This window comes from Achromobacter sp. K91 (assembly GCF_003576205.1).
Lineage (GTDB): Bacteria > Pseudomonadota > Gammaproteobacteria > Burkholderiales > Burkholderiaceae_B > Achromobacter > Achromobacter aegrifaciens.
The window spans coordinates 242769-266065 of sequence record NZ_QWFB01000012.1 but is presented as its reverse complement, the minus strand read 5'-3'; the positions used below and the strand labels follow the sequence as shown (position 1 = coordinate 266065).

At 65.6% G+C, this 23297-nt stretch carries 24 protein-coding genes; 2 read left to right on the top strand and 22 right to left on the bottom strand.

Annotated elements, in window-relative coordinates:
- Window positions 1-51: 51 nt before the first annotated feature.
- Genes DXK93_RS03570 through DXK93_RS03535 form a run of 8 tightly spaced genes read right to left on the bottom strand, consistent with a single transcriptional unit; the run spans window position 52 to window position 8514 of the window.
- Window positions 52-687, bottom strand: a complete 636-nt coding sequence (locus DXK93_RS03570) for a TetR/AcrR family transcriptional regulator (protein ID WP_054456141.1) — start codon at window positions 685-687, stop codon at window positions 52-54.
- A gap of 6 nt (window positions 688-693) precedes the next feature.
- Window positions 694-1848 carry a thiolase family protein gene (locus tag DXK93_RS03565; protein WP_119449357.1) on the bottom strand — a complete coding sequence of 385 codons (1155 nt, stop codon included), beginning with the start codon at window positions 1846-1848 and terminating at the stop codon, window positions 694-696.
- On the bottom strand, window positions 1845-3704 hold the full coding sequence (locus tag DXK93_RS03560) for a long-chain fatty acid--CoA ligase (RefSeq protein ID WP_119449356.1): 1860 nt from the start codon (window positions 3702-3704) through the stop codon (window positions 1845-1847). Before DXK93_RS03560 ends, DXK93_RS03565 begins: the two co-directional genes overlap by 4 nt.
- Entirely contained in the window at window positions 3701-4495 is a 795-nt protein-coding gene (locus tag DXK93_RS03555) for an ABC transporter ATP-binding protein (protein WP_054456135.1), read from the bottom strand. The genes DXK93_RS03560 and DXK93_RS03555 overlap by 4 nt, the downstream gene beginning before the upstream one ends.
- Window positions 4496-4547: 52 nt before the next feature.
- The gene (locus tag DXK93_RS03550) at window positions 4548-5729 is read right to left on the bottom strand and encodes an ABC transporter substrate-binding protein (protein WP_054456133.1); all 1182 of its coding nucleotides are present in this window, start codon (window positions 5727-5729) and stop codon (window positions 4548-4550) included.
- Window positions 5730-5770: 41 nt separating this feature from the next.
- Window positions 5771-6808, bottom strand: a complete 1038-nt coding sequence (locus DXK93_RS03545) for a branched-chain amino acid ABC transporter permease (RefSeq protein WP_013394582.1) — start codon at window positions 6806-6808, stop codon at window positions 5771-5773.
- A gap of 3 nt (window positions 6809-6811) precedes the next feature.
- Entirely contained in the window at window positions 6812-7690 is an 879-nt protein-coding gene (locus DXK93_RS03540; RefSeq protein ID WP_054456130.1) for a branched-chain amino acid ABC transporter permease, read from the bottom strand.
- The gene (locus DXK93_RS03535) at window positions 7690-8514 is read right to left on the bottom strand and encodes an ABC transporter ATP-binding protein (protein WP_054456127.1); all 825 of its coding nucleotides are present in this window, start codon (window positions 8512-8514) and stop codon (window positions 7690-7692) included. Before DXK93_RS03535 ends, DXK93_RS03540 begins: the two co-directional genes overlap by 1 nt.
- Before the next feature lie 230 nt (window positions 8515-8744).
- Between DXK93_RS03535 and DXK93_RS03530 the strand changes: the two genes are divergently transcribed.
- Window positions 8745-9548: an enoyl-CoA hydratase/isomerase family protein gene (locus DXK93_RS03530; RefSeq protein ID WP_119449354.1), complete on the top strand. Its 804-nt coding sequence runs from the start codon at window positions 8745-8747 to the stop codon at window positions 9546-9548.
- Between the two features lie 36 nt (window positions 9549-9584).
- Here DXK93_RS03530 and DXK93_RS03525 read toward each other — a convergent pair whose 3' ends face one another.
- Genes DXK93_RS03525 through DXK93_RS03515 form a run of 3 tightly spaced genes read right to left on the bottom strand, consistent with a single transcriptional unit; the run spans window position 9585 to window position 12564 of the window.
- Window positions 9585-10361 (bottom strand): enoyl-CoA hydratase/isomerase family protein, encoded by a 777-nt coding sequence (locus DXK93_RS03525; RefSeq protein WP_119449353.1) that lies wholly within the window; start codon window positions 10359-10361, stop codon window positions 9585-9587.
- Window positions 10362-10375: 14 nt separating this feature from the next.
- Window positions 10376-11587, bottom strand: coding sequence for a CaiB/BaiF CoA-transferase family protein (locus DXK93_RS03520; RefSeq protein ID WP_225590308.1), 1212 nt, complete (start codon window positions 11585-11587; stop codon window positions 10376-10378).
- A gap of 2 nt (window positions 11588-11589) precedes the next feature.
- Window positions 11590-12564 (bottom strand): tripartite tricarboxylate transporter substrate binding protein, encoded by a 975-nt coding sequence (locus DXK93_RS03515; protein ID WP_054456123.1) that lies wholly within the window; start codon window positions 12562-12564, stop codon window positions 11590-11592.
- A 126-nt stretch (window positions 12565-12690) separates the two neighbouring features.
- Here DXK93_RS03515 and DXK93_RS03510 point away from each other — a divergent pair, with 126 nt between their 5' ends.
- Window positions 12691-13650, top strand: a complete 960-nt coding sequence (locus DXK93_RS03510; protein WP_054456121.1) for a LysR family transcriptional regulator — start codon at window positions 12691-12693, stop codon at window positions 13648-13650.
- On the opposite strand, the gene DXK93_RS03505 is transcribed toward DXK93_RS03510, so the two are convergent.
- The 11 genes from DXK93_RS03505 to uvrB all read right to left on the bottom strand — a co-directional run bounded on the left by DXK93_RS03505 (window position 13643) and on the right by uvrB (window position 23260).
- Window positions 13643-14527 carry a methylglyoxal synthase gene (locus DXK93_RS03505; protein WP_119449352.1) on the bottom strand — a complete coding sequence of 295 codons (885 nt, stop codon included), beginning with the start codon at window positions 14525-14527 and terminating at the stop codon, window positions 13643-13645. The two genes, DXK93_RS03510 and DXK93_RS03505, sit on opposite strands and share 8 nt — an antisense overlap.
- A 138-nt stretch (window positions 14528-14665) precedes the next feature.
- The gene (iscX, locus tag DXK93_RS03500) at window positions 14666-14860 is read right to left on the bottom strand and encodes a Fe-S cluster assembly protein IscX (RefSeq protein WP_119449351.1); all 195 of its coding nucleotides are present in this window, start codon (window positions 14858-14860) and stop codon (window positions 14666-14668) included.
- Window positions 14860-15201: an ISC system 2Fe-2S type ferredoxin gene (fdx, locus tag DXK93_RS03495; RefSeq protein WP_013394592.1), complete on the bottom strand. Its 342-nt coding sequence runs from the start codon at window positions 15199-15201 to the stop codon at window positions 14860-14862. Before fdx ends, iscX begins: the two co-directional genes overlap by 1 nt.
- A 9-nt stretch (window positions 15202-15210) precedes the next feature.
- Window positions 15211-17073 carry a Fe-S protein assembly chaperone HscA gene (gene hscA, locus DXK93_RS03490; protein ID WP_119449350.1) on the bottom strand — a complete coding sequence of 621 codons (1863 nt, stop codon included), beginning with the start codon at window positions 17071-17073 and terminating at the stop codon, window positions 15211-15213.
- A gap of 72 nt (window positions 17074-17145) precedes the next feature.
- Complete coding sequence (hscB, locus tag DXK93_RS03485; RefSeq protein WP_054456112.1) at window positions 17146-17658, bottom strand: Fe-S protein assembly co-chaperone HscB; 513 nt, start codon at window positions 17656-17658, stop codon at window positions 17146-17148.
- Window positions 17659-17661: 3 nt separating this feature from the next.
- The gene (gene iscA / locus DXK93_RS03480) at window positions 17662-17985 is read right to left on the bottom strand and encodes an iron-sulfur cluster assembly protein IscA (protein ID WP_042794073.1); all 324 of its coding nucleotides are present in this window, start codon (window positions 17983-17985) and stop codon (window positions 17662-17664) included.
- Between the two features lie 2 nt (window positions 17986-17987).
- The gene (gene iscU, locus DXK93_RS03475; RefSeq protein ID WP_054456111.1) at window positions 17988-18395 is read right to left on the bottom strand and encodes a Fe-S cluster assembly scaffold IscU; all 408 of its coding nucleotides are present in this window, start codon (window positions 18393-18395) and stop codon (window positions 17988-17990) included.
- Window positions 18396-18428: 33 nt separating this feature from the next.
- Window positions 18429-19640 (bottom strand): IscS subfamily cysteine desulfurase, encoded by a 1212-nt coding sequence (locus DXK93_RS03470; protein WP_054456109.1) that lies wholly within the window; start codon window positions 19638-19640, stop codon window positions 18429-18431.
- Between the two features lie 21 nt (window positions 19641-19661).
- On the bottom strand, window positions 19662-20204 hold the full coding sequence (gene iscR / locus DXK93_RS03465) for a Fe-S cluster assembly transcriptional regulator IscR (RefSeq protein WP_054456107.1): 543 nt from the start codon (window positions 20202-20204) through the stop codon (window positions 19662-19664).
- Between the two features lie 194 nt (window positions 20205-20398).
- Window positions 20399-20890 (bottom strand): low molecular weight protein-tyrosine-phosphatase, encoded by a 492-nt coding sequence (locus DXK93_RS03460; RefSeq protein WP_006386176.1) that lies wholly within the window; start codon window positions 20888-20890, stop codon window positions 20399-20401.
- A 249-nt stretch (window positions 20891-21139) separates the two neighbouring features.
- Window positions 21140-23260 (bottom strand): excinuclease ABC subunit UvrB, encoded by a 2121-nt coding sequence (gene uvrB, locus DXK93_RS03455; protein ID WP_225588755.1) that lies wholly within the window; start codon window positions 23258-23260, stop codon window positions 21140-21142.
- Window positions 23261-23297 lie beyond the last annotated feature (37 nt).

Here is a 23297-nt window from a genome sequence, read left to right as displayed (position 1 = left end):
AAGAGACAGTTCCTCAGGCGCCGGGGCGGAACGCCCGCCCCTGCCGCGCGCCTATTCGGGCCACTTGCCGGCGCCCGCCGGCAACGACGGCAGCGAGGCCTGCAACATCGCATCGATGAATTCGGCGGGCGGCAAGCGGCCGTCCGGCTTGTACCACTGCACCGTCAGGTTCATGGCGCCCAGCACGCAGCGCTTGATGACGCGCGCATCGCCTTGCAGCAGCCCCGCCGCGACCGCTGCCGCCACCGCGTCCTGCCACATCTCCTCATAGTGGTCGCTCAGCGATTTCACGGCCGCGCGGCTGGGTGCGGACAGGCTGCGCCATTCATAGACCAGCGCGTTCATCGCGTCGCCGCCCGCGCCGTGCAGCATGCTCCACATATGCACGCGGAACAGCGCCGCCAGCCGGTCAGCCGGCGCCCGGTAGCGCGCCAGCGCCCGTTCGCCGTCGTCTATCACTTCCTGGATGCCGTTGTTCATCACCGCCACCAGGATCTCCTCCTTGCTGCGGAAATGATGGAACAGGCTGCCGGACTGCAGACCCACCGCCCGCGCCAGCTCGCGCACGGTGGTGCGTTCGTAGCCGTGCTTGCAGAACAGCTGCCCGGCCGTCAGGATCACCTCGCGCCGGCGTTCGGACTCCGAACCCTCGTCCCGCCCTTGCGCGGCCTCCCGCAGTTTCTCCATGTCCGGTCACAGCCTCTGGATGATGGTCGCCGTGGCCATGCCGTGGCCGATGCACATCAGCTGCATGCCCAACTCGCCTTCGGTGGCTTCCAAGCCCGTCAGCATCTTGGCCATCAGGCCGGCTCCCGTCGCCCCCAGCGGATGCCCATGCGCGATCGCCCCGCCCCAGGGATTGACGCGCGACAGATTGGCGCCCAGTTCACGCTGCCAGGCCAGCACCACACTGGCGAAGGCTTCGTTGATCTCGATCCAGTCGATGTCTTCCAGGCTCAGGCCGGCGCGCGCCAGCGCCTGCCGCGCCGCCGGGATCACGCCCGTCAATTGCAGCACCGGATCCGATCCCACCACCACCCGCGCCAGGAAGCGCGCGCGGGGTCGCAAGCCATCGGCCAGCGCCGCATCTCGGTCGGCCAGCAGCACCGCGGACGCCCCGTCCGCCAACTGGCTGGCGTTGGCGGCCGTGACGCCACCCTGGCCCGGCGGCCGCAAGGCAGGCGCCATGGCGGCCATGCGGGCGGGGTCGGTTTTCTCGCGTATGCCTTCGTCACGCCCGGCATCGACCCGCGGCCCCGGCAGCAGCTCGGCGTGGCGGCCGGCCTGCGCGGCGCTCCAGGCGCGCGCGTGGCTTTCCCTTGCCCATTCGTCCATCTCTGCCTGGGACAGCTGCCAACGTTCTGCGATCCGCTCCGCGCTCTCGATCTGGTGGATCAACGGATAGCGCTCCAGCAGGGCCGGGTTCAAGCCTTCGAAGCCGCGGAACTCGCCCTGGCCCAGCGTCACGTCCAGGAACATCGGCACCCGGCTCATGCTCTCCACGCCGCCCGCGACCACGTAGCGCATGTCGCCCGCGGCGATGGCTTGCGCGCCGAAATGCACCGCCTGCTGGCTGGATCCGCACATGCGGTTCAGGGCCACGCCCGGCACGCTCTCAGGCAGGCCAGCAAGCATGGCGGCCAGCCTGCCGATGTTGGCGCCCTGCTCGCCCGCCTGGCTGACGCAGCCCGCGATCAGGTCCTCGACCTGGGCCCCCGGCAGTCCGGCCCGCGCCAGCAGGCCGGACACCGTCTCGGCCAGCAGCGTATCCGGCCTGGTATCCGCCCACCATCCGCCGCGCCGCCCGAAAGGGGTGCGCACGGCCTCCACGATCACGGCTTCGTTCATACCGTCGTCTCCTCAACGTAGAGCGCTTCGATCTCATCCGCATAGCTGCGGTAGATGCTGGCGCGCCTGACCTTCATGGTCGCGGTCACTTCGCCATCGTCGTGATCCAGCTCCTTGGTCAGCAGATGGAAGCGCTTGATCTGCGCCACCGGCGCCAGGCCGGCGTTGGCGCGCGCGACTTCCTGCTGCACCAGTTCGCGCACCTGCGCGCATTCGGCCAGCGAGCGGAAATGCGTGAAGGCGATGCGGCGCGACTCGGCCCATTTGCCCACCGTGTCGAACTCCAGCTGGATCAGCGCGGACACGTACTTCCTGCCGTCCGCGATCACGATGCATTCCTTGACGTAAGGGCTGCCCTTGACCGCGTTCTCGATCTCGGAGGGCGTCAGGTTCTTGCCGCCCGCCGTGATCATGATGTCCTTCAGGCGGTCCACGATGCGCACGCGCCCCGCGTCTTCGGCCACCACATCGCCCGTATACAGCCAGCCGTCGCGCACGGTGCTGGCGGTGGCTTCCGGATTCTTGTAATAGCCCTGGAACACCATATCGCCGCGCACCAGCAGCTCGCCGGCCTCGCCCATGCGCCATTCCACGCCCAGGATGGGTTCGCCCACGGTGCCCACCTTCACGCGGTCCGGATGCTGGCCGAAGATCATGCCGGCGGACTCCGTCAGCCCATAGACCTCGATCAGCGGCACGCCCAGCGTGCGGAAGTAGCGCACCACGTCCGGCGAGATCGGCGCCGCGCCGGTCATGGCCACGCGCACCCGCCGCAGCCCGATGAAGTTCTGCAGGGCGCGCAGCACCAGCCAGTACCAGAGCCAGCGCGTCCAGCGCTCGCGCAACGTGTACTGCGCGGGGGACTTTTCCAGGAACGGCGTGCAGGCGGCCAACGCGCGTCCGTAAAGCCATTGCTGCAAACGCCCGGCCTCCTGCATCTTGATCGAAATGGCGGCGTGCAGTTTTTCCCAGATGCGCGGCACGCCCAGGAAGATCGTGGGCGCGACTTCGCGCAAATCTTCTTGCACCGTGCGTATCGATTCGCCAAAGTTCACCTGCGCGCCCAGATAGATGGGCACGAAGGTGGACAGCATCTGTTCGGCCACGTGACATAGCGGCAGGTAGGACAGGTGCACGCTGCCGCCGTCCATCGCCAGGCGGTCGGCAATGCCCGGCGCCACGCCGCGCATATTGCCGTAGCTCAGCATCGCGCCCTTGGGCTTGCCGGTGGAACCGGACGTGTAGATCATGAGGCCGGTATCGTCCAGCCGCTGGCCGTCCAGCGCCGCGTTCAACGCGGCGAGTTCCGCCTCCTCGCGCCGCGCGCCCTCGGCCTCGATCTCGGCGTAGGTCACGATGCGCTCGCGCTCGGCCGGCGCATAGGAGCGCAGGCCCTTGGTCTCCATCATGACGATGCGGCGCAAAAGGGGCAGCCGGTCCGCCACCTGCAGCACCTTGTCGGTCTGCTCCTGGTCCTCGCACACCACCAGTTCCACGTCCGCGTGTTCCAGCACGTAGCCCATCTCCTCGGCCGGGCTGGTGGAGTACACGCCCACCGCCACCGCGCCGACCGCGCCCGCGCCCATCTGCGCCAGCAGCCATTCCACGCGGTTCTCGGAGACGATGGCGACCCGGCCGCCCGCGCTCAGTCCCAGGGCGCGCAGGCCCAACCCCACGCGGCAGGCCCGGCTCCAGTATTCCGCCCAGGTCATGGGCTTCCAGATGCCGAAATCCTTTTGCCGGATGGCGATGGCCGCGGGTTGGCGCCGGGCCTGTTCGCGCAGCATCTGCGGCAGCGTCAAGGCCGGCCACGCCTGCGCCGATGCGCCGGAGGTATCCATATGCTTGTCCATCATGACAGCCAGCGCTTGCGGCGCTTGTAGTGCTTGATGTCGCGAAAGCCACGGGCCTCGCCCGTGCCGCCCACGCCCAGGTAGAACTCCCGCACGTCGGGATCCGCCGCCAGCTTTTCGGCGCTGCCGTCGATCACCACCTTGCCGGTCTCCATGATGTAGCCATAATGCGCCACCGCCAAGGCCACCGAGGCGTTCTGCTCCACCAGCAGCATCGACACCCCTTGTTCGTGGTTGATGCGCGCGATGATGGAGAAGATGTTCTCGACCAGCATCGGCGACAGGCCCAGCGAAGGTTCGTCCAGCAGCATCAGCCTGGGCTGCGCGATCAGCGCGCGGCCGATGGCCAGCATCTGCTGCTCGCCGCCCGACAGGTAGCCTGCCAGGCCGCGGCGCCGCTCGAACAGGCGCGGAAAGTAGCCGTAGACCAAGTCGAAGTCGACCTTCGCCCCTGGCCTGCCCGTCAAGGCATAGGTCGCGGCCACCAGGTTTTCCTCGACCGTCAGGTCCTCGAACACCCGGCGTCCCTCCATCACATGCGCCAACCCCGCGCGCACCAGGTTCTGCGGCCTGGCGCCCGCGGTGTCGCCGCCGTTGAAGACGATCTGCCCGCGCACCAGCGCACCGTCCTCCAGATCCAGCAGGCCGGACACGGCCTTCAGGGTGGTGGACTTGCCGGCGCCATTGCTGCCCAGGAGGGCCACGATGCTGCCGGCGGGCACCGACAGGGACAAGCCGCGCAGCACCTGCACCGCCTTGTTGTAGACGACTTCGATATTGTTGATATCGAGCACCGCCGCTGCGGGCGCTGCGGCATGCGCGTCATGTCCAGGGTTCACAGCCGCCTCACTTCAGCACGATCCAGTCGGATGCCGGCACCATCTGCTTCTGCTTCACATCGGCGCGATAGATCCGGCCCACCGGGATGGAGTTGCCCTTGATCGAGATCGGCACGCCGATCAGGCCGCCCGTGTCGAAGTCCTTGATGCCGTCCAGCGCCGCCTTCATGTTGGCGCTGGTCAGCTCCTTGCCGGCGTCCAGCGTGCGCTTGGCGACCTCGGTGAACAGCATGGCGGCCAGGAAGCCCTGCATGTAGCCGGTGCTCTGGTACTGCGGGCGCATTTCGCGGATCTTCTTCAGCATCGGCGCGTCGGCCGCCGTGTCGTAGTAGTAGCGGTACGGCATCACGCCCATGAAGCCTTCGGCGTCCTCTCCCATCTGCATCACGGTGGAGTTGTCCATGGTCCAGAACGTGCCCATGTAGCGCGTCTTCAGGCCCATGCGCTTGCCCTGCCCCACGAATTCGGGAATCGGCGCCAGCACGTAGCCGTGGAAGATGGTGTAGTCCGGATCGGCGCGGCGCAGCTTGATGACCTCGGTCGACACGTCCACGCTGCCCGGCGGCGTCATGATCTCGGTCGCGACCTTCAGGCCCAGCTTTTCCGCCACCGCGCGCGAGCTGGCGATGGGATCGCGGCCGAACTCCGTGTCCGAATACACGAAAGCCACCTTGGCGCCCGGCTGTTCCTTGGCGATATAGCGCAGCAGTATGCCGAACATTTCCGTGTAGTCAGGTCCCAGCATGAACTGGGCCGGGTACTTGGCCGGATCGTTGAGTTCGGTGGCAAAGGACGCGCCTGTCATCAGGATGTCGCCCGTGCGGTTCAGCTCGGCGTTGATGGTCTTGGAGAAGCCTGTCGAGTCGCCGTAGTAGAAGTTCACCTTGTTCTGGCTGGTGATCTTCTTGAAGGCCGCCACCGACGCGTCCACCTTGTAGGCGGTGTCTTCCGGCACGTAGCGCAGCTTGCGGCCCTTTACCCCGCCCTGGTCGTTGACGATCTTCACGTAGTCGGTGATGCCGGCGTGGATGCCCTGCCCGGCGAAGGCGAACACCCCGCTCAGCGGGATGGAGCCGCCCAGCACCAAGTCCTCGGCCGCCTGCGCGGCGGGCGCCGCCGACAGGGCCGCCGCCAGGCCCAGCGGGGCCAACAACCTCGATAAACCGCTGCCGATCCGGATGCGCTTCATGGTTAGTCTCCTGAGGGTCTTATGGATGGCCGCCGCCATGGCTAGGTACGGAAAGGCCAGAGGTGGAAGTAGCGGCGCACGCGCCGCCAGATTTCCGCGAGCCCGTGCGGCTCGAAGATCAGAAAGCCCACGATCAGCAGGCCGAAAACAATGGTGCGCACCGGCGAAATCAGGCGCAGCGCGTCGCCGCCCACCGGCAGCCAGCCCACGATCAGCTTGAGCAGTTCCGGCACCATGGTCATGAAGATGGCGCCCAGGATGGACCCCAGGATCGTGCCCATGCCGCCCACGATGATGGCCGCCAGGAAGAAGATCGACATGATCAGCGGGAAGCTCTCGGGCGTGACCACCCGGAAGAAATAGGCCCACATGCCGCCTGCCACGCCGGCATAGAACGAGGACAGGCCGAACGACAGCAGCTTGTAGCGCAGCAGGCGTATGCCCAGCACCTCGGCCGAAATGTCGCGGTCGCGTATGGCGATGAAGGCGCGCCCGATGCGCGTGCGGAACAGGTTGGCCGCCCCCAGCACCATCAGCGCCGTCACCGGCACGATCAGCCAGTAGATCTTGAACGAGGTATCCAGGTCCACGCCCAGCACCCGCGCCGGCGGCACCTGCATTCCCGTCGTGCCGCCCGTGAACTGCCAGTTGGCGAAGATGAAATGCGCGATGAACGACGCGGCAATGGTGGCGATGGCCAGGTACAGGCCCTTCACTCGCAAGGACGGAATGCCGACCAGCAGGCCGCCCAGCATCGCCACCAGCCCGCCGGCCACCAGATTGAGCAGCACCGGCGTGCCCAGCCGCTGCTCCAGCACCGCGACCGTGTACGCCCCCAGTCCCATGAAGGCGGCCTGCCCCAGGCTGACCAGGCCGGTATAGCCCGTGAGGATATTCAGTCCCGTGGCGCTGGCGACGTTGATCGCCACCAGGCAGGCCAGGTACAGCCAGTAGGCATCCGCCACGAAGGGAAACATGACCAGGGACGCAGCCAGCAATACCAGCCACGCCTTCTGCGTACGGGTGTCGAACAGCGCTTCGTCCGCAAGATAAGTCTGCTTGGCAGTCGCGATGCGCATCGGTCAGAGCCTCTCGATTTCACGGGTGCCGAACAGGCCATAGGGCCTGACCATCAGCACCACCACCAGCACGATGAAAGTGGCCAGCAATTTGTATTCGCCGCCCATGTAGGCGCCGGCCCAGGCTTCCAGCAGGCCGATGAACACGCCGCCCACCAGGGCGCCCGCCACGCTGTCCAGCCCGCCCACGATGACCACCACCAGCACCGACAGGCCGAACACGCCCATCGACGAGGAGATGCCGCCGATCGCGCCCACGATCACGCCCGACACCGCGGCCAGCGCGCCCGCCGCCACCCAGGCCAGCGAAAACACGCGCGGCACGTTGATGCCCATGGCGTAAGCCGCGCCCTGGTCCGAAGCCGTGGCCCGCAGCGCCACCCCGCCGCGCCAATAGCGGAACACCACCAGCACCAGCAGCGCCAGCACTACCGCCACCCAGAAGCCGTAGAACACCTTGGGCGCGACGAAGGCCTCGCCTATCATCACCGGCGAGCGCGGCATGAATTCCGGCAAGCGGCGCTGGTCCGCCGTCCAGATCAGTTCGACCACGCCCACCAGGATCGACGCCAGCCCCACCGTGATCATGAATACCGAGATCGGCGCTTCGCCCAGCATGGGACGGATGGTCAGCCGCTCGACCAGCGCCCCCAGCGCGCCCGACACCACCACCGCTCCCACGATGGCCAGCCAGATCGGCCATTCCATGCCGGTGGCAAAGGCATAGAACACGTAGGCGCCCAGCATCAGGAATTCGCCGATGGCGATGTTCACCACCCGGGTCGCCTTGTAGACGATGACGAAGGCCAGCGCCGCCAGCGCATAAAGCCCACCGCTGCCCAGCCCGGCCAGCGTGACTTCCAGGAAGAACAGCATGTCCATCAAGCCGCCTCCCGCAGGCGCCGCCGCAGATCGCCGACGTCGCCCGCGCCCAGATAAGCCTGGATGACCTGCGGGTCTGCCTGCACCTGCGCCGGCGTGCCATCGGCAATGACTTGGCCGAAGTTCAGCACCACCACGTGGTCCGACAGGTCCATCACCATGCCCATGTCATGCTCGACCATCAGCACCGTCACGCCCCATTCTGAGCGCGCGTCCAGAATGAAGCGCGCCATGTCGTCCGTCTCTTCGCGGTTCATGCCCGCCACCGGTTCGTCCAGCATCAGCACCTTGGGATTCATGGCCAGCGCCCGCGCCAGCTCCACCCGCTTTTGCAGGCCGTAGGACAGCGCGGCCACCGGCGCGTGGCGGATGTGGTCGATCTCCAGAAAGTCGATGATGCGTTCTTCGATGTCGGCGCGCAGCGCCATCTCTTCGCGGCGCGCCCGCCCGAAATACAGCAAGGCATCCAACACATTGGTCCGCAGGTGGGCGTGGCGGCCCAGCTTGATGTTGTCCAGCACCGTCATGCCGCGGAACAGCGCAATGTTCTGGAAGCTGCGCGCCAGGCCCAGCCGGGCGCGTTCGGGCGCCGCCACGCGCGTGATGTCGCGACCCTGGAAGCGGATCTGCCCGGATGCGGGGCGGTAGAAGCCGGAAATGGTGTTGAACAGCGAGGTCTTGCCCGCGCCATTGGGGCCGATGACCGTGGTGATGGACCCGGACTCCACGCGAAAGCCCACACCGGTAAGCGCCTTGACCCCGCCGAACGCCAGCGTGACCCCATCCACCTCCAGCAAGGGAGGGCTGTCGGACTGATCCACCATTTGTCTCCTCGCCTTTACATGCGAAGTTTTTATCGACGTTGGTCTGGCGAACCCGCGAGGCAGGAGATGCAACGAACCTGTCTTTACCTACGCCAGTACAGCGCCGGAAAATCGTTCTATGCGTTACGCTAAGCGTGCTTAAAAGAAAACCAAGCAAGCGCTCGGTTCAGACCATAGCATCGCGGTTTTTGGATCGACAGTTGGTACTTACCCGATAACGGAGACTCGCCATGACCCAAGAACACCCCGCCTTCCAGACGCTGTTTCTGGAAACCGACGGCGCGATCGCGACCGTGACGCTGAACCGCCCCGACGCGCTGAACGCCATCGACGTGGCGATGGCGCAGGACTTGCAACGGGCCGCGCAATGGCTGGAAGCGCGCGATGAAATCCGCGTCGTGCTGCTGCGCGCGACGGGCAAGACTTTCTGCGCGGGCGGCGACATCAGTATGTTCACGGGCGAACCCGCGTTGGTGCGCGCCACGCTGCTGGACCTGTTCACGCCATTGAACGACTTCATTGCGCGCATCGCCCGCATGGACAAGATCTGGATTGCCCAGGTCCACGGCATTGCCGCGGGTGCGGGCCTGTCGCTGGTCCTGGCCTGCGACCTGGCCATCGCCGACGCCGACGCCCGCTTCATGACGGCCTACCTCAAGCTTGGAGCGACTCCCGACGCCGGCATGACCCACGGTCTCACGCGGGTGCTGGGCGCCCGTCGCGCGCTGGACTTGCTATTGCGCCATGACCCGTTCCTCGCCAGCGACGCGCTGGCCTGGGGCATCGTCACGCGCACCGCCCCAACCGGAGAACTCGCGCAAGCCGCGCGAACCTACGCGCAAGAGATTGCCCGCCACGCGCCGCACGGCATCGCGGGGGCCAAGGACCTGCTGCGCTCGGCCGAACACGCCACGCTGGAAACCCAACTGGCCGAGGAAACCGCGCGCTTTCTGGACAGCGCCTCGCGCACGGACTTCGCGGAAGGCGTGCGGGCATTCCGCGAGAAGCGGACGCCGCAGTTCAAGGGCGAATAGGCCCAAAGGTACGTCTGGCGGCGGCTCCACCCCGCCTCACCGCAGCCCGCTCCAGTCGGGCGCGCGCTTTTGCACGAAGGCGCTCAGGCCCTCGCGCGCCTCGGACGTGGCGGCTGAGTTGCAGAACACCTCTACCGCCGTTGCAACCCTGCGCCGGTACTCGTTGTCATTGCTGTAGACGAAAGCGCGCCGCCCCAAGGCCAGGACTTGCGGCGGCTTGTCTGCCAGCGAGCGCGCCAGCAGGCGGGCCTGCTCCAGCAATTCCGCCGTGGGCGCAACGCGCGCCACCAGCCCCAGCCCGTGCGCCTCCTGCGCATCGAAGATGCGCCCGGTGAACAGCAGGTCGAACGCCCGGTGCTTGCCCACGACGCCCGGCAAATGCACGTAATGTATCGCCGGCAAGACGCCGACATCGATTTCCGGATAGCCGAAAGTGGCGGTGTCCGCGGCCACCACCAGGTCGCTGGAAATGGCCACCGTCATGCCGCCGCCGCGCACTGCGCCCGACACCACCGAGATTGAAGGCTTCGTCAGGTTGAACTGCGTGTCGTAGAGCTTGATATACAGCTTGGACAACAGCGCGTGGATCCGCGCCGGCGAGCTGTCCAGCAACTTCTTCATGTCCAGCCCGGCGCAGAAGCGCCCAGGCAAATCGCTGGCCAACAGCACGGCGCGCACCGCGGGATCGGCATTGGCCCGTTCCAGCGCGGCGATCAGCGCGTCCAGCATGTCCTCGTCCAGAGCATTGACGGGCGCATGGCACATATGGATTTCCGCAATACGATCGCGGACTTCATAGCGCAGGAATGTCATCTGTCTTCTCGCATTCAGGAATGGGTTTGCACGCTGCCCGATGCCAGCAGCGCTTCGATTTCAGCTTGCGCGTAGCCCAGCTCGGCCAGGACTTCGCGAGTGTGCTCACCCAGCACCGGCGCCGGCAGCGCAGCCTGGCGAGGCTGGCGGCCAAACCGTATCGGCAGGCCGACGTTGCGGACCTCGCCCAGCACCTTGTGCTCACTCTTGACGATCAGTTCGCGCGCAGCGACCTGCGGATGCGCCAGCGCCTCGTCCAGCGTGTGGATGGCGGAACAAGCGATGCCCGCGGGCTTGAGCGCATCCAGCCATTGCGCCACGCTGCGCGTCTGCATGCGCGCCTGGACCAGCGCGACCGTCTCGGCGAAATGGCGGACCCGGTCGGCGTTGGTCGCGAATTGGGGCGCATCGACATGGTCCTGCAGTCCCGCGACCGCGCAGAAACGCTGCCATTGCGCATCGTTCCCCACGCCCAGCATGATGTCGCCATCGGCCGCGCGAAATGCCTGATAAGGACACATGGCCGGATGGCCCGTGCCCATGCGGCGCGGAATCTGGCCGGTGCGCCAGTAGTTCTGCGCCATGTACGACATCAGGCCGAGCGAGGTGTCCAATAGGGAAACGTCCAGATACTGGCCCTTGCCGGTCTGGCTGCGCTCCAGCAGCGCGGCCAGAATCCCGCTCAGCGCGAACGAGCCCGTGCCCAGGTCCACAGGCGAGAAGCTGGCGCGCGCGAAATTTCCGTCCGGCTCGCCCATGGTGCTGATCATGCCGCTGAAGGCCTGCAGCATGACGTCGTAGCCCGGCTCCTCGCCCATCGGGCCTTCGCGACCATAGCCCGATATCTCGCAGTACACCAGACGGGGATTGAGCCCGCTGAGCGTCTCGTAATCCACGCCCAGGCGCGCGGCGGTCTTGCCGCCAAAACCCTGCAACACCACATCCGACTGTTGCGCGAGGCGGTGCACCACGGCGCGCCCTGCCGGCGTCTTGAGATCCACGGCCAGGCTGCGCTTGTTGTGGTTCACCGCCAGGAAAGTCGCGGATTGGCCGGCATCCTGCGGCAGCCAGGCGCGCGTATCGTCGCCCTTGCCCACGGGTTCGACCTTGATCACCCGCGCGCCCAACTCGCCCAGATACTGGCCGCATAGCGGCCCGGCCAGCACCTTGCTCAGGTCCAGGACGGTGATGTTCTTCAACGGCGTCATGCGTGCTTCAGTCGACATGATTACTGCTCGCCCTTGAGGCCGATGGTTTGCGCGGCCTGGGTCCATTGCGCGGTTTCACGCTTGAAGAACGCATCCAGTTCGGCGGGGGCGACCTGGAAAGCCTCTGCGCCGCGCTCCTGCATCGCCTTGCGGTAGGCATCGCTCGCGACCACGCGGGCCACGGCCTCGCGCAGCTTCCGCACCACGTCCGGCGGAGTGCCCGCGGGAGTCTGCAGGGAGAACCAGAACTTGAGATCCAGGCTGGGATAGCCCGCTTCCTTCAGCGTGGGCACGTCCGGCAGCAAGGGCGAACGCTCGGCGGCGGTAATCGCCAGGGCCCTCAGCCTGCCGCCTTGCACCTGGCCGAGGCTGGTCGACATGCTGTCGAACAGGAAATCGACCTGTCCGCCGATAACGTCGGTCACTGCGTTCGCGCTGCCCTTGTAAGCCACGCCCACGGCCTGAAAGCCCGCAAGCTGCTGCAACGACGCGCCATAGACATGCGGCGAACTGCCCGGACCGAAGGTGGCATAGCTGAGCCCGTTCTTCATGTCGCGGCCGCGCTGGACCAGCTCGGCCAGGGTCTTGACCGGCGTGCGCTCGGGATTGACCACCAGCAGATTGGGCATCGCGCCCGTCGTGCCGACCGGCACATAGTCCTGCAGCGGAGCCATCTTCGCGCTCGGGTACATCAGCGGATTGATGGCCTGCATGGCCACCGTGTTGTGCATCAGCGTGTAGCCATCCGCGGGACCGTTCAGCACGCTTTGGTAGCCGACGTTGCCGCTGGCGCCTGGTTTGTTCTGCACGATGACCTGCTGTCCCAACTCGCGCGCCAGAGGCTCGGCCACCAGACGCGCGATGAAATCAGTCGGACCGCCGGCCGAAAACGGCACGACCAACGTAATGGGCTTGGCAGGCCAGGTATCGGCCCACGCCGGGCCGGACAGCGCCGCCGCAGTCGCACAAGCGGCAAGAATTCTTTGGAACGCCATGATGTCTCCGTTGTGTTCTTAGAGGGATGGCGTCCATTATGCGAAGCGTCTTGATATATTAGAAATACCGTTTAAATATGCAGGCCATAATAAATTTGTGATGGCCTGCCTGCACGAGGTTTACGCATGTCGATGTCAATCCGCGCGATGCAATGCTTTGTCGCCGTGGTCTCCACCGGATCGATCAGCCGCGCCGCGGCCGCGCTGCACGTCGCGCAGCCCGCGCTAAGCCTGCTGATACGCAATCTGGAAGAGGATCTGGGCGTGGTGCTGTTGCATCGCAGCGCTCGCGGGGTCACGCCAACGGCCGCGGGATCGCGCATGCTGGCGCACGCACGCGAGATTCTCGGCCGCATCGACGCGGCGCGCGCCGACGTGCGCGAAGACATCAGCGCACCGCGCGGGACCGTCTCGCTGGCCATGTCCATGTCCATGGCCAAGCTGCTCACTGTGCCGCTCCTGCGCTTTTCCCTGGAACACTGGCCCGGCGTCTACCTGAAGATCATCGAATCCAGCACCGGGTACATCCCGGGCTTCGTCAGTTCCGGCCATGCCGACCTGGGACTGACGTTCAGCGACGACGCCTCGGTCGACCTGCGCTTCCAGCACCTGATAGATGAAGAACTGGTCGTGGTTTCGCCGCCGCCGGCCAAGTCGCGCAAAAAGCCGGCCCCAGCCGCGCTACATGCGCTGCCGGCCATGGATCTGCACGCGCTCGCCGAATTGCCGCTGGTATTGCCCGGCAGCCAGCACAGCCTGCGCCGCCTGCTGGACCACTATCAGCAACAGGAGCGCGCCGAATTCCGCGTCATTGCCGAGGCCAACGCCATTCCGCAACTGATCGAACTGGCGCAGGCTGGCATCGCGCACACCATCCTGTCTTACGCGGCGGTGCACCAGGAAGCCGCGCGCGGCGAGGTCCTCCTGCATCGCATCGTCAAGCCGCGCCTGGCGCGGCCTGTGTTCCTGTGCAGGTCCGATGTCCTGCCATTGTCCATGGCCGCGTCCGCCGTTGCCGACCGGGTCAGCCGCATCATTACGGACTCCCGGCCTGGCGACCCGCCCACCCGGGCCAGGCTTAGATGACGCGCTTTTCCACCGCCTGCGCCCAGCGCCGCGCCACTACCGGCGAAGTCGCGCAGGTCGCGGACTCGGTCACCACCCGCACCGCGCGTTCCAGCAGCTGGATGTCGGCCTCGTGCTGGCGCGCCACATGCGGATCCTCGAAGAAGATCACACGCTGGCATTGGTGTTCCAGCACCAGCTCCGCGATCTGGGCGTCGCCGCCCAGCGGCCCGCTCAGGTAGCGGTGCACCCAGGGCGTATCCTTGGGCCAGCCGCGCGACCAGGCCAGCTCGTTCAAGCGGCTGCCGGTGGTGCCCGTGGCGACGCGCCGCGCAAACTGCGACAGCACGTCGAAATGCTCGCTGGCGAATGCCACCATCTCGTCCTTGAGCGCATCGTGGGCAATCAGCGCCACCGTCTGGCCAGTGAAGTTGAAATGGCGCGAAGCCGAGACGTCCGGCGCCAAGCCGGCGTGGACGCGTTCGACTTCCATCCATTCGATGGCGCCGGCAAGCGTCGAGATGAACGGGCGGCCGTGCGTGATGCACTGGCGCTTGAGCGCCAGCGCCTCCGGAAAAATCGACGACGGGTCGACGGGATCGATCAGATAGATCGCGCCGTCGAACGGCGCCTGCCCGTCACGCCCTTCCGTCACCCGGGCCACCAGCTTCATCAGGCCGCCCTCGCGGCCGTACGGATAGCGGATCAACCCGCCGTAGCCCTGCAGCATGCCCTCGCGCACGATCGCGTCGTGCGTGCGGCCTACGGTGTGCAACTGCACGCCCAGCTCGCGTATCGTGCCCGAACAGGCGCGCAGCCAGGTAAACAGCGCGGCATCGGGAGTTTCGTGGTGCAGCCGGTTGGCGGCCAGGCCAAAGCGCAATTGGGCAGCGGGCATCGGTGGACTCAGGCAAGTAGGGACAACAAGAAGATCCTTGATGATACCGTGGCGGGCATGGCCGCGGCAGCTTTGGCCCGGATCCGCCGCGCTCAAAAACAAAAACGCTCCCCGCAGGGAGCGTTTCTGGTTTGGCGATCAGTCCGCCTCGTCGATCCAGGCCATCTGGATGGCCTCCAGGATCTTCTCGCCGCAATGCGAGGGGTCGTCGTTGAAGCCCGGCAAGGCCAGGACCCATTCGCGCAGCTGCACGAAGCGCAGCGTCTTGGGGTCCGCGTCAGGATGCGCGTCGAGCAGAGCCTCGGCGATCTGGTAGGTGTCGGTCCACTTCATCAATGGCCCTCTTTGGCGTGGTTGATGGTGTATTTGGGGATCTCGACCGTCAGGTCGGCGTCGGTCACCAGCGCCTGGCAGGACAGGCGCGAGGTCGGAGTCAGGCCCCAGGCCTTGTCCAGCAGATCCTCTTCGTCGTCGGTGGCGTCTTCCAGCGAAGAATAACCCTGCTTGACCACAACGTGACAGGTCGTGCAGGCGCACGACAGTTCGCATGCGTGTTCGATGTCGATGTGGTTATCCAGCAGCACGCGGCAGATCGACACGCCCTTGGGCGCGTCTTCGATCACGGCGCCTTCCGGGCAGTAGTCGGGATGAGGCAATACAGTCAGTTTCGGCATAGCGTGTTATCAGGCAATCTCATCAAGTTTGCGGCCCGCCAGCGCGGCGCGGATGCTGCGATCCATGCGGCGCGCAGCGAAATCATCGGTCGCGGCCGACAGGGCCTGGACCGCGTCCTTCACTGTGTCCACGTCCTGCGCATCCTGGGCGGCGATGGCAGCCTGCAGGCATTCGTCCACGCGCTTGCGTTCTTCGACGTCCAGCAGATCGCCATCGACGGCCAGCGCGGCCTGCACCGACTCGACCAACTGGCGCGCGTCCACCTGTTGCTCGCGCAACATGCGGGCGCGTGCATCGGTGTCGGCTTGCGCCACGCTGTCTGCCAGCATCTGCGCGATCTCGTCGTCGGTCAGGCCATAGGACGGCTTGACCGACACCATAGCCTCGACGCCCTTGCTCTGCTCGCGCGCGGTCACGCTCAGCAGGCCGTCGGCGTCCACCTGGAAGGTCACGCGGATGCGTGCTGCGCCGGCCACCATGGGCGGAATGCCGCGCAGCTCAAAGCGCGCCAGCGAGCGCGAATCGGAGACCAGGTCGCGTTCGCCTTGCACCACGTGGATGCTCATGGCCGTCTGGCCATCCTTGAAGGTCGTGAATTCCTGGGCGCGCGCCACGGGAATCGTGCTGTTGCGCGGGATGATGCGCTCCACCAGGCCGCCCATGGTTTCCAGCCCCAGCGACAGCGGGATCACGTCCAGCAACAGCCAGTCTTCGCCGGGAGCGCGGTTGCCCGCCAGCAGATTGGCCTGCAAGGCGGCGCCCAGCGCCACCACCTGGTCCGGATCGAGGTCGGTCAGCGGTTGCGTGCCGAACAGCTTGCCCACGGCAGCGCGCACGACCGGCATGCGCGTGGCGCCGCCGACCATCACCACGCCGCGCACATCGGCTGGCGTCAGCGAGGCGTCGCGCAAGGCGCGGCGCGCGCAGTCCAGCGTGCGCACGATCAGGGGCTGCGCCAGTTCTTCAAATGCCGCCCGCGCCAGGTTCGTGTCCACGGTCCGGCCATCGGACAATTCCAGCTTCAGGCTGGCCGCATCGGCGTCCGACAAGGCTTCGCGCGCAGCGCGCGCCGCCATCAGCAGGCGGCGGCGGTCCGCCGGCGAAAACTCGCCAGCAGCGAGTCCGGCTACCACGTGATCGACGATCAAGGCATCGAAGTCGTCGCCGCCCAAGGCGGTATCGCCGCCCGTGGCAATGACTTCGAACACGCCCTGGGTCAGGCGCAAGATGGAAACGTCGAACGTTCCGCCGCCCAGGTCGTACACCGCATACACGCCTTCGGCGGCATTATCCAGGCCGTAGGCAATGGCCGCCGCCGTGGGTTCGTTCAGCAGGCGCAGCACGTTCAGGCCGGCCAGACGCGCGGCGTCTCGCGTCGCCTGGCGCTGGGCGTCATCGAAGTAAGCGGGCACCGTGATGACCGCGCCGACCAGGTCATCGCCCAGCACGTCCTCGGCGCGCTGGCGCAGGACGGCCAGGATCTGCGCCGACACTTCAACCGGGCTCAGGTCGCCCTGGACGGTGCGGATGCGCACCATGCCAGGCGCGTCCACGAATTCGTACGGCGCGCGGCTGGCGCGCGCCTCTTCCAGCGAACGGCCCATGAAACGCTTGACCGACACAACGGTATTCAGAGGATCTTCGGCCTGCTGCGCGAGCGGTTCCCGCCCCGTGGTGACCTTGCCGCCGGCGAAATAGCGCACGGCGGAAGGCAGCAAGGCGTGGCCTTGCTCGTCCCTCAGCACTTCGGCGACGCTGCTGCGCACGGCCGCGACCAGGGAATTGGTGGTGCCCAGGTCGATCCCGACCGCCAGCTTGCGCTGGTGAGGCGCGGGCGATTCGCCAGGCTCTGATATCTGCAATAAGGCCATGATTCTGTTTTTTTGGTCAGTAGGCGGCGCTGTGCCGGCGCCCGTCTCGCGGACGCCCCGGCGCGGCCTGGGCTATGCGGCGGGCTGGGCGTGCGCCAGTTCTTCCGCCAACTTCTCCACGAACATCCACTCCCGCACCTTGAGCCCCGCCGCGGCGTAGTCGCGGTCCTGGTCCAGCAGACGGGCCAGCGTGGCGCGCATGGCAGCGCGCGCCTGCTGCAATTCCGCCTGCAAGGCCGCCAGAGCGTCGGCGTCGTCGCGCGCGTCGTCCAGCATCTCGCGCCACGTCATCTGTTGCATCAGGAACTCGGGGTCCATGGCCGTGTTGCTCTCGGTCTGCAGATCCACGCCGGCCTGCTCGCACAGGTACCGCGCCCGCAGCAAGGGATCGCGCAACAGGCGGTAGGCCTCGTTGGCGCGAGCCGCCCACTGCATGGCCACGCGGCGTTCCGCGGGGCTGGCAGTGGCGTAGCGGTCGGGATGCACCTGCGCGGCGACGGTGCGCCACGCGGACTCAAGCGCCTGGGCGTCCAGATCGAAACGCGCCGGCAAGCCGAACAGGCCGAAGTGATCGTCTCCAGCCAAGACTTACACCGTGAACGACTCGCCGCAGCCGCAGGTCGCCTTTTCGTTGGGGTTGCGGAACTTGAAGCCTTCGTTCAGGCCTTCGCGGGCGTAGTCGAGTTCGGTGCCGTCCAGGTAGGCCAGGCTTTTCGGGTCAATGAAGACCTTCACGCCGAAGCTTTCGAACACCACGTCTTCCGCTGCCGCGTCGTCCACGTATTCGAGCTTGTAGGCCATGCCGGAGCAGCCCGTCGTCCTAACGCCGAGCCGCAAGCCGATACCCTTTCCGCGCTTCTGCAAGTAGCGGCCGATATGGGTGGCAGCCTGTTGGGTCAGGGTAACGGACATGTTCAGCCCGCCACAGCAGCTTCAGCCGGGGCCGAATGCTTTTCTTTGTAGTTCTGCACCGCGGCCTTGATCGCGTCTTCGGCCAGGATGGAACAGTGCACCTTCACGGGCGGCAGGGCCAGTTCTTCGGCGATCTGCGTGTTGCGGATGTTCATCGCTTCGTCCAGCGTCTTGCCCTTGACCCATTCGGTCACGAGCGAGCTGGAAGCGATGGCCGAACCGCAGCCGTAGGTCTTGAAGCGCGCGTCTTCGATCACGCCGGCTTCGTTCACCTTGATCTGCAGCTTCATCACGTCGCCACAGGCGGGTGCGCCGACCATGCCGGTGCCGACCGACTCGTCCGACTTGTCGAACGAACCGACGTTGCGCGGGTTTTCGTAGTGATCCAGGACTTTGGTGCTGTAAGACATGTTAATTCTCCACGAATTTCAAGGCGCGGGCGCTTAGTGCGCAGCCCACTGCACGGTGTTCAGGTCGATGCCTTCCTTGGCCATTTCCCACAGCGGCGACATATCGCGCAGCTTGCCGACGCGGCTCTTGAGCAACTCGATGGCGTAGTCCACTTCCTTTTCGGTCGTGAAACGGCCCAGCGTGAAGCGGATCGAGCTGTGCGCCAGTTCGTCGTTGCGGCCCAGGGCGCGCAACACGTAGGACGGTTCCAGGCTGGCCGAGGTGCAGGCCGAGCCGCTGGAGACGGCAAGTTCCTTGATCGCCATGATCAGGGACTCGCCTTCGACATAATTGAAGCTGACATTCAGGTTGTGCGGAACGCGTTGGTCCATGTCGCCGTTGAGGTAGACCTCTTCGATCTGCGACAGGCCAGCCCACAGGCGGTCGCGCAGCATGCGGATGCGCTCGTTCTCGGTGCCCATTTCTTCGCGGGCCAGGCGGAAAGCTTCGCCCATGCCGACGATCTGGTGCGTGGCCAGCGTGCCCGAGCGGAAACCGCGCTCATGGCCGCCGCCGTGCATCTGCGCTTCGATGCGGATGCGCGGCTTGCGGCGCACGTACAGCGCGCCGATGCCCTTGGGGCCGTAAGTCTTGTGAGCCGAGAACGACATAAGGTCGACCTTGAGCTTTTGCAGGTCGATTTCCACCTTGCCGGTTGCCTGGGCGGCGTCCACGTGGAAGATGATGCCCTTTTCGCGGCAGATCTCGCCCAGCGTTGCCACGTCCTGGATCACGCCGATTTCGTTGTTCACCATCATCACGGATACCAGGACGGTATCGGGGCGCAGCGCGGCCTTGAAGGTGTCCAGGTCGATCAGGCCGTTGTCCTTGACGTCCAGGTAGGTCACTTCGAAGCCCTGGCGCTCGAGTTCGCGACAGGTGTCCAGCACGGCTTTGTGCTCGGTCTTGACGGTGACGATGTGCTTGCCGCGTTCCTGGTAGAAGTTGGCAGCGCCCTTGATCGCCAGGTTGTTGGATTCGGTGGCGCCGGAGGTCCAGACGATTTCGCGCGGATCGGCGTTCACCAGCTTGGCGACTTCTTCGCGGGCGCGTTCAACGGCTTCCTCGGATTCCCAGCCAAACGCATGGCTGCGGGATGCCGGGTTGCCGAAGTTGTCGTACAGCCAGGGCACCATCTTGTCCACGACGCGGGGGTCGACGGGCGTCGTGGCGGAATAATCCAGATAGATCGGGCGGGTGGTCATTTCTACAACTCCTGATACTGCTTATACGGTGGCGTTGGCGGCGACGGTCGCGGCCGGGGCGTTGGCGGCGTTGTTGGCGCCCCCCACCCGGTTCACGCGCACCGCGCAAGCCTGCGCTTGATTGTTGGCTTCCTGCAATTGGCGCACGCGCTGCTGATCGACGAGATCCTGCAGGGACACCGAATCCAGGTAATCCACCATCTTGCGATTCAACGTAGCCCAGAGTTCGTGCGTCATGCACTTGCCCGGCTTGCCGTCGTTGCCGCTCGTACAGTCCCGCTTGCCGCCGCAGCTGGTGGCGTCCAGGGGTTCATCGACGGCGAAGATGATGTCGGCAACGGTAACGTTGCGGGCGAGGCGCGCGAGCGAGTAGCCGCCCCCGGGGCCGCGCACGCTGTCCACGAGTTCGTGGCGACGCAGTTTCCCGAACAGTTGTTCCAGATAGGACAGCGAAATGTTCTGACGCTGGCTGATGGCCGCAAGAGTGACCGGACCGCTATGCTGCCGCATAGCCAGATCGATCATGGCAGTCACGGCGAAACGCCCCTTGGTAGTTAGCCGCATGGTAGGTTCCCAGTGATTCGGCAATGGCCGCAGGCGAATCCAGCGGTCAATACCCGAGTAATTGCCTCAAGTATAGCCTATTCCCGACTAATTTGGTATGGCTCCCGGCTAGAAAAAACCGCGCATTCGCGCGGTCTTTTACTGCCAAGCACCTCCGAGAACCGCCCGGCGGGCAGCCCTGCGGCAAAAGCGGATCAAGCCGCCTGGTACTGGGTAGCGCGCTTGCGCACCAGCTCGAGGACGCCCTGACAGGCGTCTTCCAGGTAGTCCAGGACCTTGCCGAAACCGTCGGCGCCGCCATAGTACGGATCGGGCACGGTGGCCTCTTCGAACTCATTGGCAAAGCGCATCAGCAGCATCAGCTTGTGCTGGTAGGCCTTGGGGCACTGCTGCTGCATGGCGGACAGATTGTCCCAGTCCATGGCGAGGATCAGGTCGAAATCGCGGAAATCTTCCGCGGTGACCTGACGCGCTTCGCAGTGCGTGATCTCGTAGCCGCGCTTGCGCGCTGCGGCCTGCGCCCGGGCATCAGGCGCCTCGCCGATGTGAAACGCGTGCGTGCCCGCGGAGTCGATGCGAACCACATCGCCCAAACCCGCGTCGTTCACCAAATGGCGAAACACGCCCTCTGCGCTCGGCGAGCGACAGATATTGCCCATGCAAACGAAAAGTACCTTGGTCATCATGGAAGTAAGTGTGCGGGAAAACCCGAGATAAGGCAAGCTTTTTTTGCGTCTGCGGGATTCGGATCGGGCAAATACGACCCCGATATTTAGTAAATAAAATCAAATACTTAGGAAGAAATCCGGATCCAGCCTGTGAACACTGAATCCGGATATTCGGACGAATCGTGGCAGCCTGATTGCAACGCAGCAGATTTCCGGCATATTCAGCCGCCTGTCAGCATATAGAAACATTCAGACATGATTTCGCCGCTACACCGCCCCATCCAGCAGCACGCGCTGCTTCAGCGCGGTCAGCGCATCGCGCGCCGCGGCAGCCTGTTCGAACTCCAGGTTTCGGGCATGATCCATCATCAGCTTTTCCAGGCGCTTGATCTCGCGAGCCAGGGCCTTTTCGTCCTTCAGGAACTCGGCCGGAACCGCGGCCTCGAGCGCATCGTGCTGGGTTGGAGCGACAACGCCATCGATCAGTTCCCGCACGGCCTTTTGCACGCCCCGGGCGGTAATGCCATGGTCGGCATTGAATTTCAGCTGCTTGGCACGCCGCCTCTCGGTTTCCTCCATGGCGCGTTGCATTGAATCGGTGATGCGGTCCGCATAGAGGATGGCGTGGCCATTGAGGTTGCGCGCCGCGCGCCCGATGGTCTGGATCAGGCTGCGCTCCGAACGCAGGAAGCCTTCCTTGTCGGCGTCCAGGATCGCCACCAGCGACACTTCGGGAATATCCAGCCCTTCGCGCAGCAGGTTGATCCCCACCAGCACGTCAAAGGTGCCCAGACGCAGGTCGCGGATGATTTCGACACGTTCGACAGTGTCGATATCCGAATGCAGGTAGCGCACGCGCACGCCATGCTCGCTGAGGAAGTCGGTGAGATCCTCCGCCATGCGCTTGGTCAGGGTGGTGACCAGCACGCGCTCCGCTTGCGCCACGCGCGCCTTGATCTGCCCGAGCAGATCGTCGACCTGGGTGCGGGCGGGCAAGACCTGGACCAGCGGGTCCACCAGGCCCGTAGGCCGGACCACCTGCTCCACCACATTGTCGGTGTGCTCTTTCTCGTAGGCGGCCGGCGTAGCCGACACGAACACGCACTGGCGCATCCGGGCCTCGAATTCCTCGAGCTTCAGCGGCCGGTTGTCCAGGGCCGACGGCAGGCGGAAACCGTACTGCACCAGCGTTTCCTTGCGCGCCCGGTCGCCCCGGTACATGCCGCCCAACTGGCCGATGGTGACGTGGCTTTCGTCGATGAACATGAGCGCATCGGACGGCAGGTAGTCGATGAGGGTGGGCGGCGGTTCGCCCGGCGCCGCGCCCGACAGGTGGCGGGAATAGTTTTCGATGCCTTTGCAGAAGCCCAGCTCCTGCAGCATTTCCAGGTCGAAACGGGTGCGCTGCTCCAGCCGCTGGGCTTCGACCAGATGACCGTCGTCGACGAAGCGCTTGACCCGTTCGCGCAGCTCTTCCTTGATGGTCTCGATGGCGCGCAGCACGGTGTCGCGCGGCGTGACGTAGTGCGAACCGGGGTAGACAGTGAAACGCGGCAGCTTCTGGCGGATGCGGCCGGTCAGCGGATCGAACAGCTCCAGGCTTTCGATCTCGTCGTCGAACAGCGTCAGGCGCAGCGCCAGTTCCGGGCTTTCCGCCGGGAAGATGTCGATGGTCTCGCCACGCACCCGGAAGACGCCGCGGGTGAACTCGGCGTCATTGCGGGTGTACTGCATGGCGACCAGGCGGGCCAGGATCTCGCGGCGCGAGATCTGGTCGCCAGCGCGCAGGATCAGCACCATGGCGTGGTAGTCGCCGGGGTTGCCGATACCGTAGATGCAGGACACGGTGCCCACGATGATGGTGTCGCGGCGTTCCAGCAGGCTCTTGGTCGCCGACAAGCGCATCTGTTCGATGTGCTCATTGATGGACGAATCCTTTTCAATGAACAGGTCGCGCGTGGGGACGTACGCCTCGGGCTGGTAGTAGTCGTAGTACGAAACGAAGTACTCGACGGCGTTCTTCGGGAAGAACTCCCGCATTTCGGCGTACAGCTGGGCGGCCAGGGTCTTATTGGGGGCCAGTACCAGCGCCGGGCGCCCCATGCGGGCGATGACGTTGGCCATGGTGTAGGTCTTGCCGGAGCCCGTCACGCCCAACAGCGTCTGGAACATCAGGCCGTCTTCGACCCCCTGGGTCAACCCCTCGATGGCGGTGGGCTGATCGCCCGCCGGCGGATAGGGTTGGTACAGATGAAACGGGCTGCCCGGGAAATCGATGAATCCAGGGCCTGGCGCGGACGGATCCGCCACGGCCGATGCCGCCGCGGGATCGGCCGCCAGGTTCGCTGCGGCCCCCGCCGTAATCGGGTCTATTGCGCTCTTAGGCATGCTAGACTCTTCCAGGGTAAACCCCTCATTATCCACA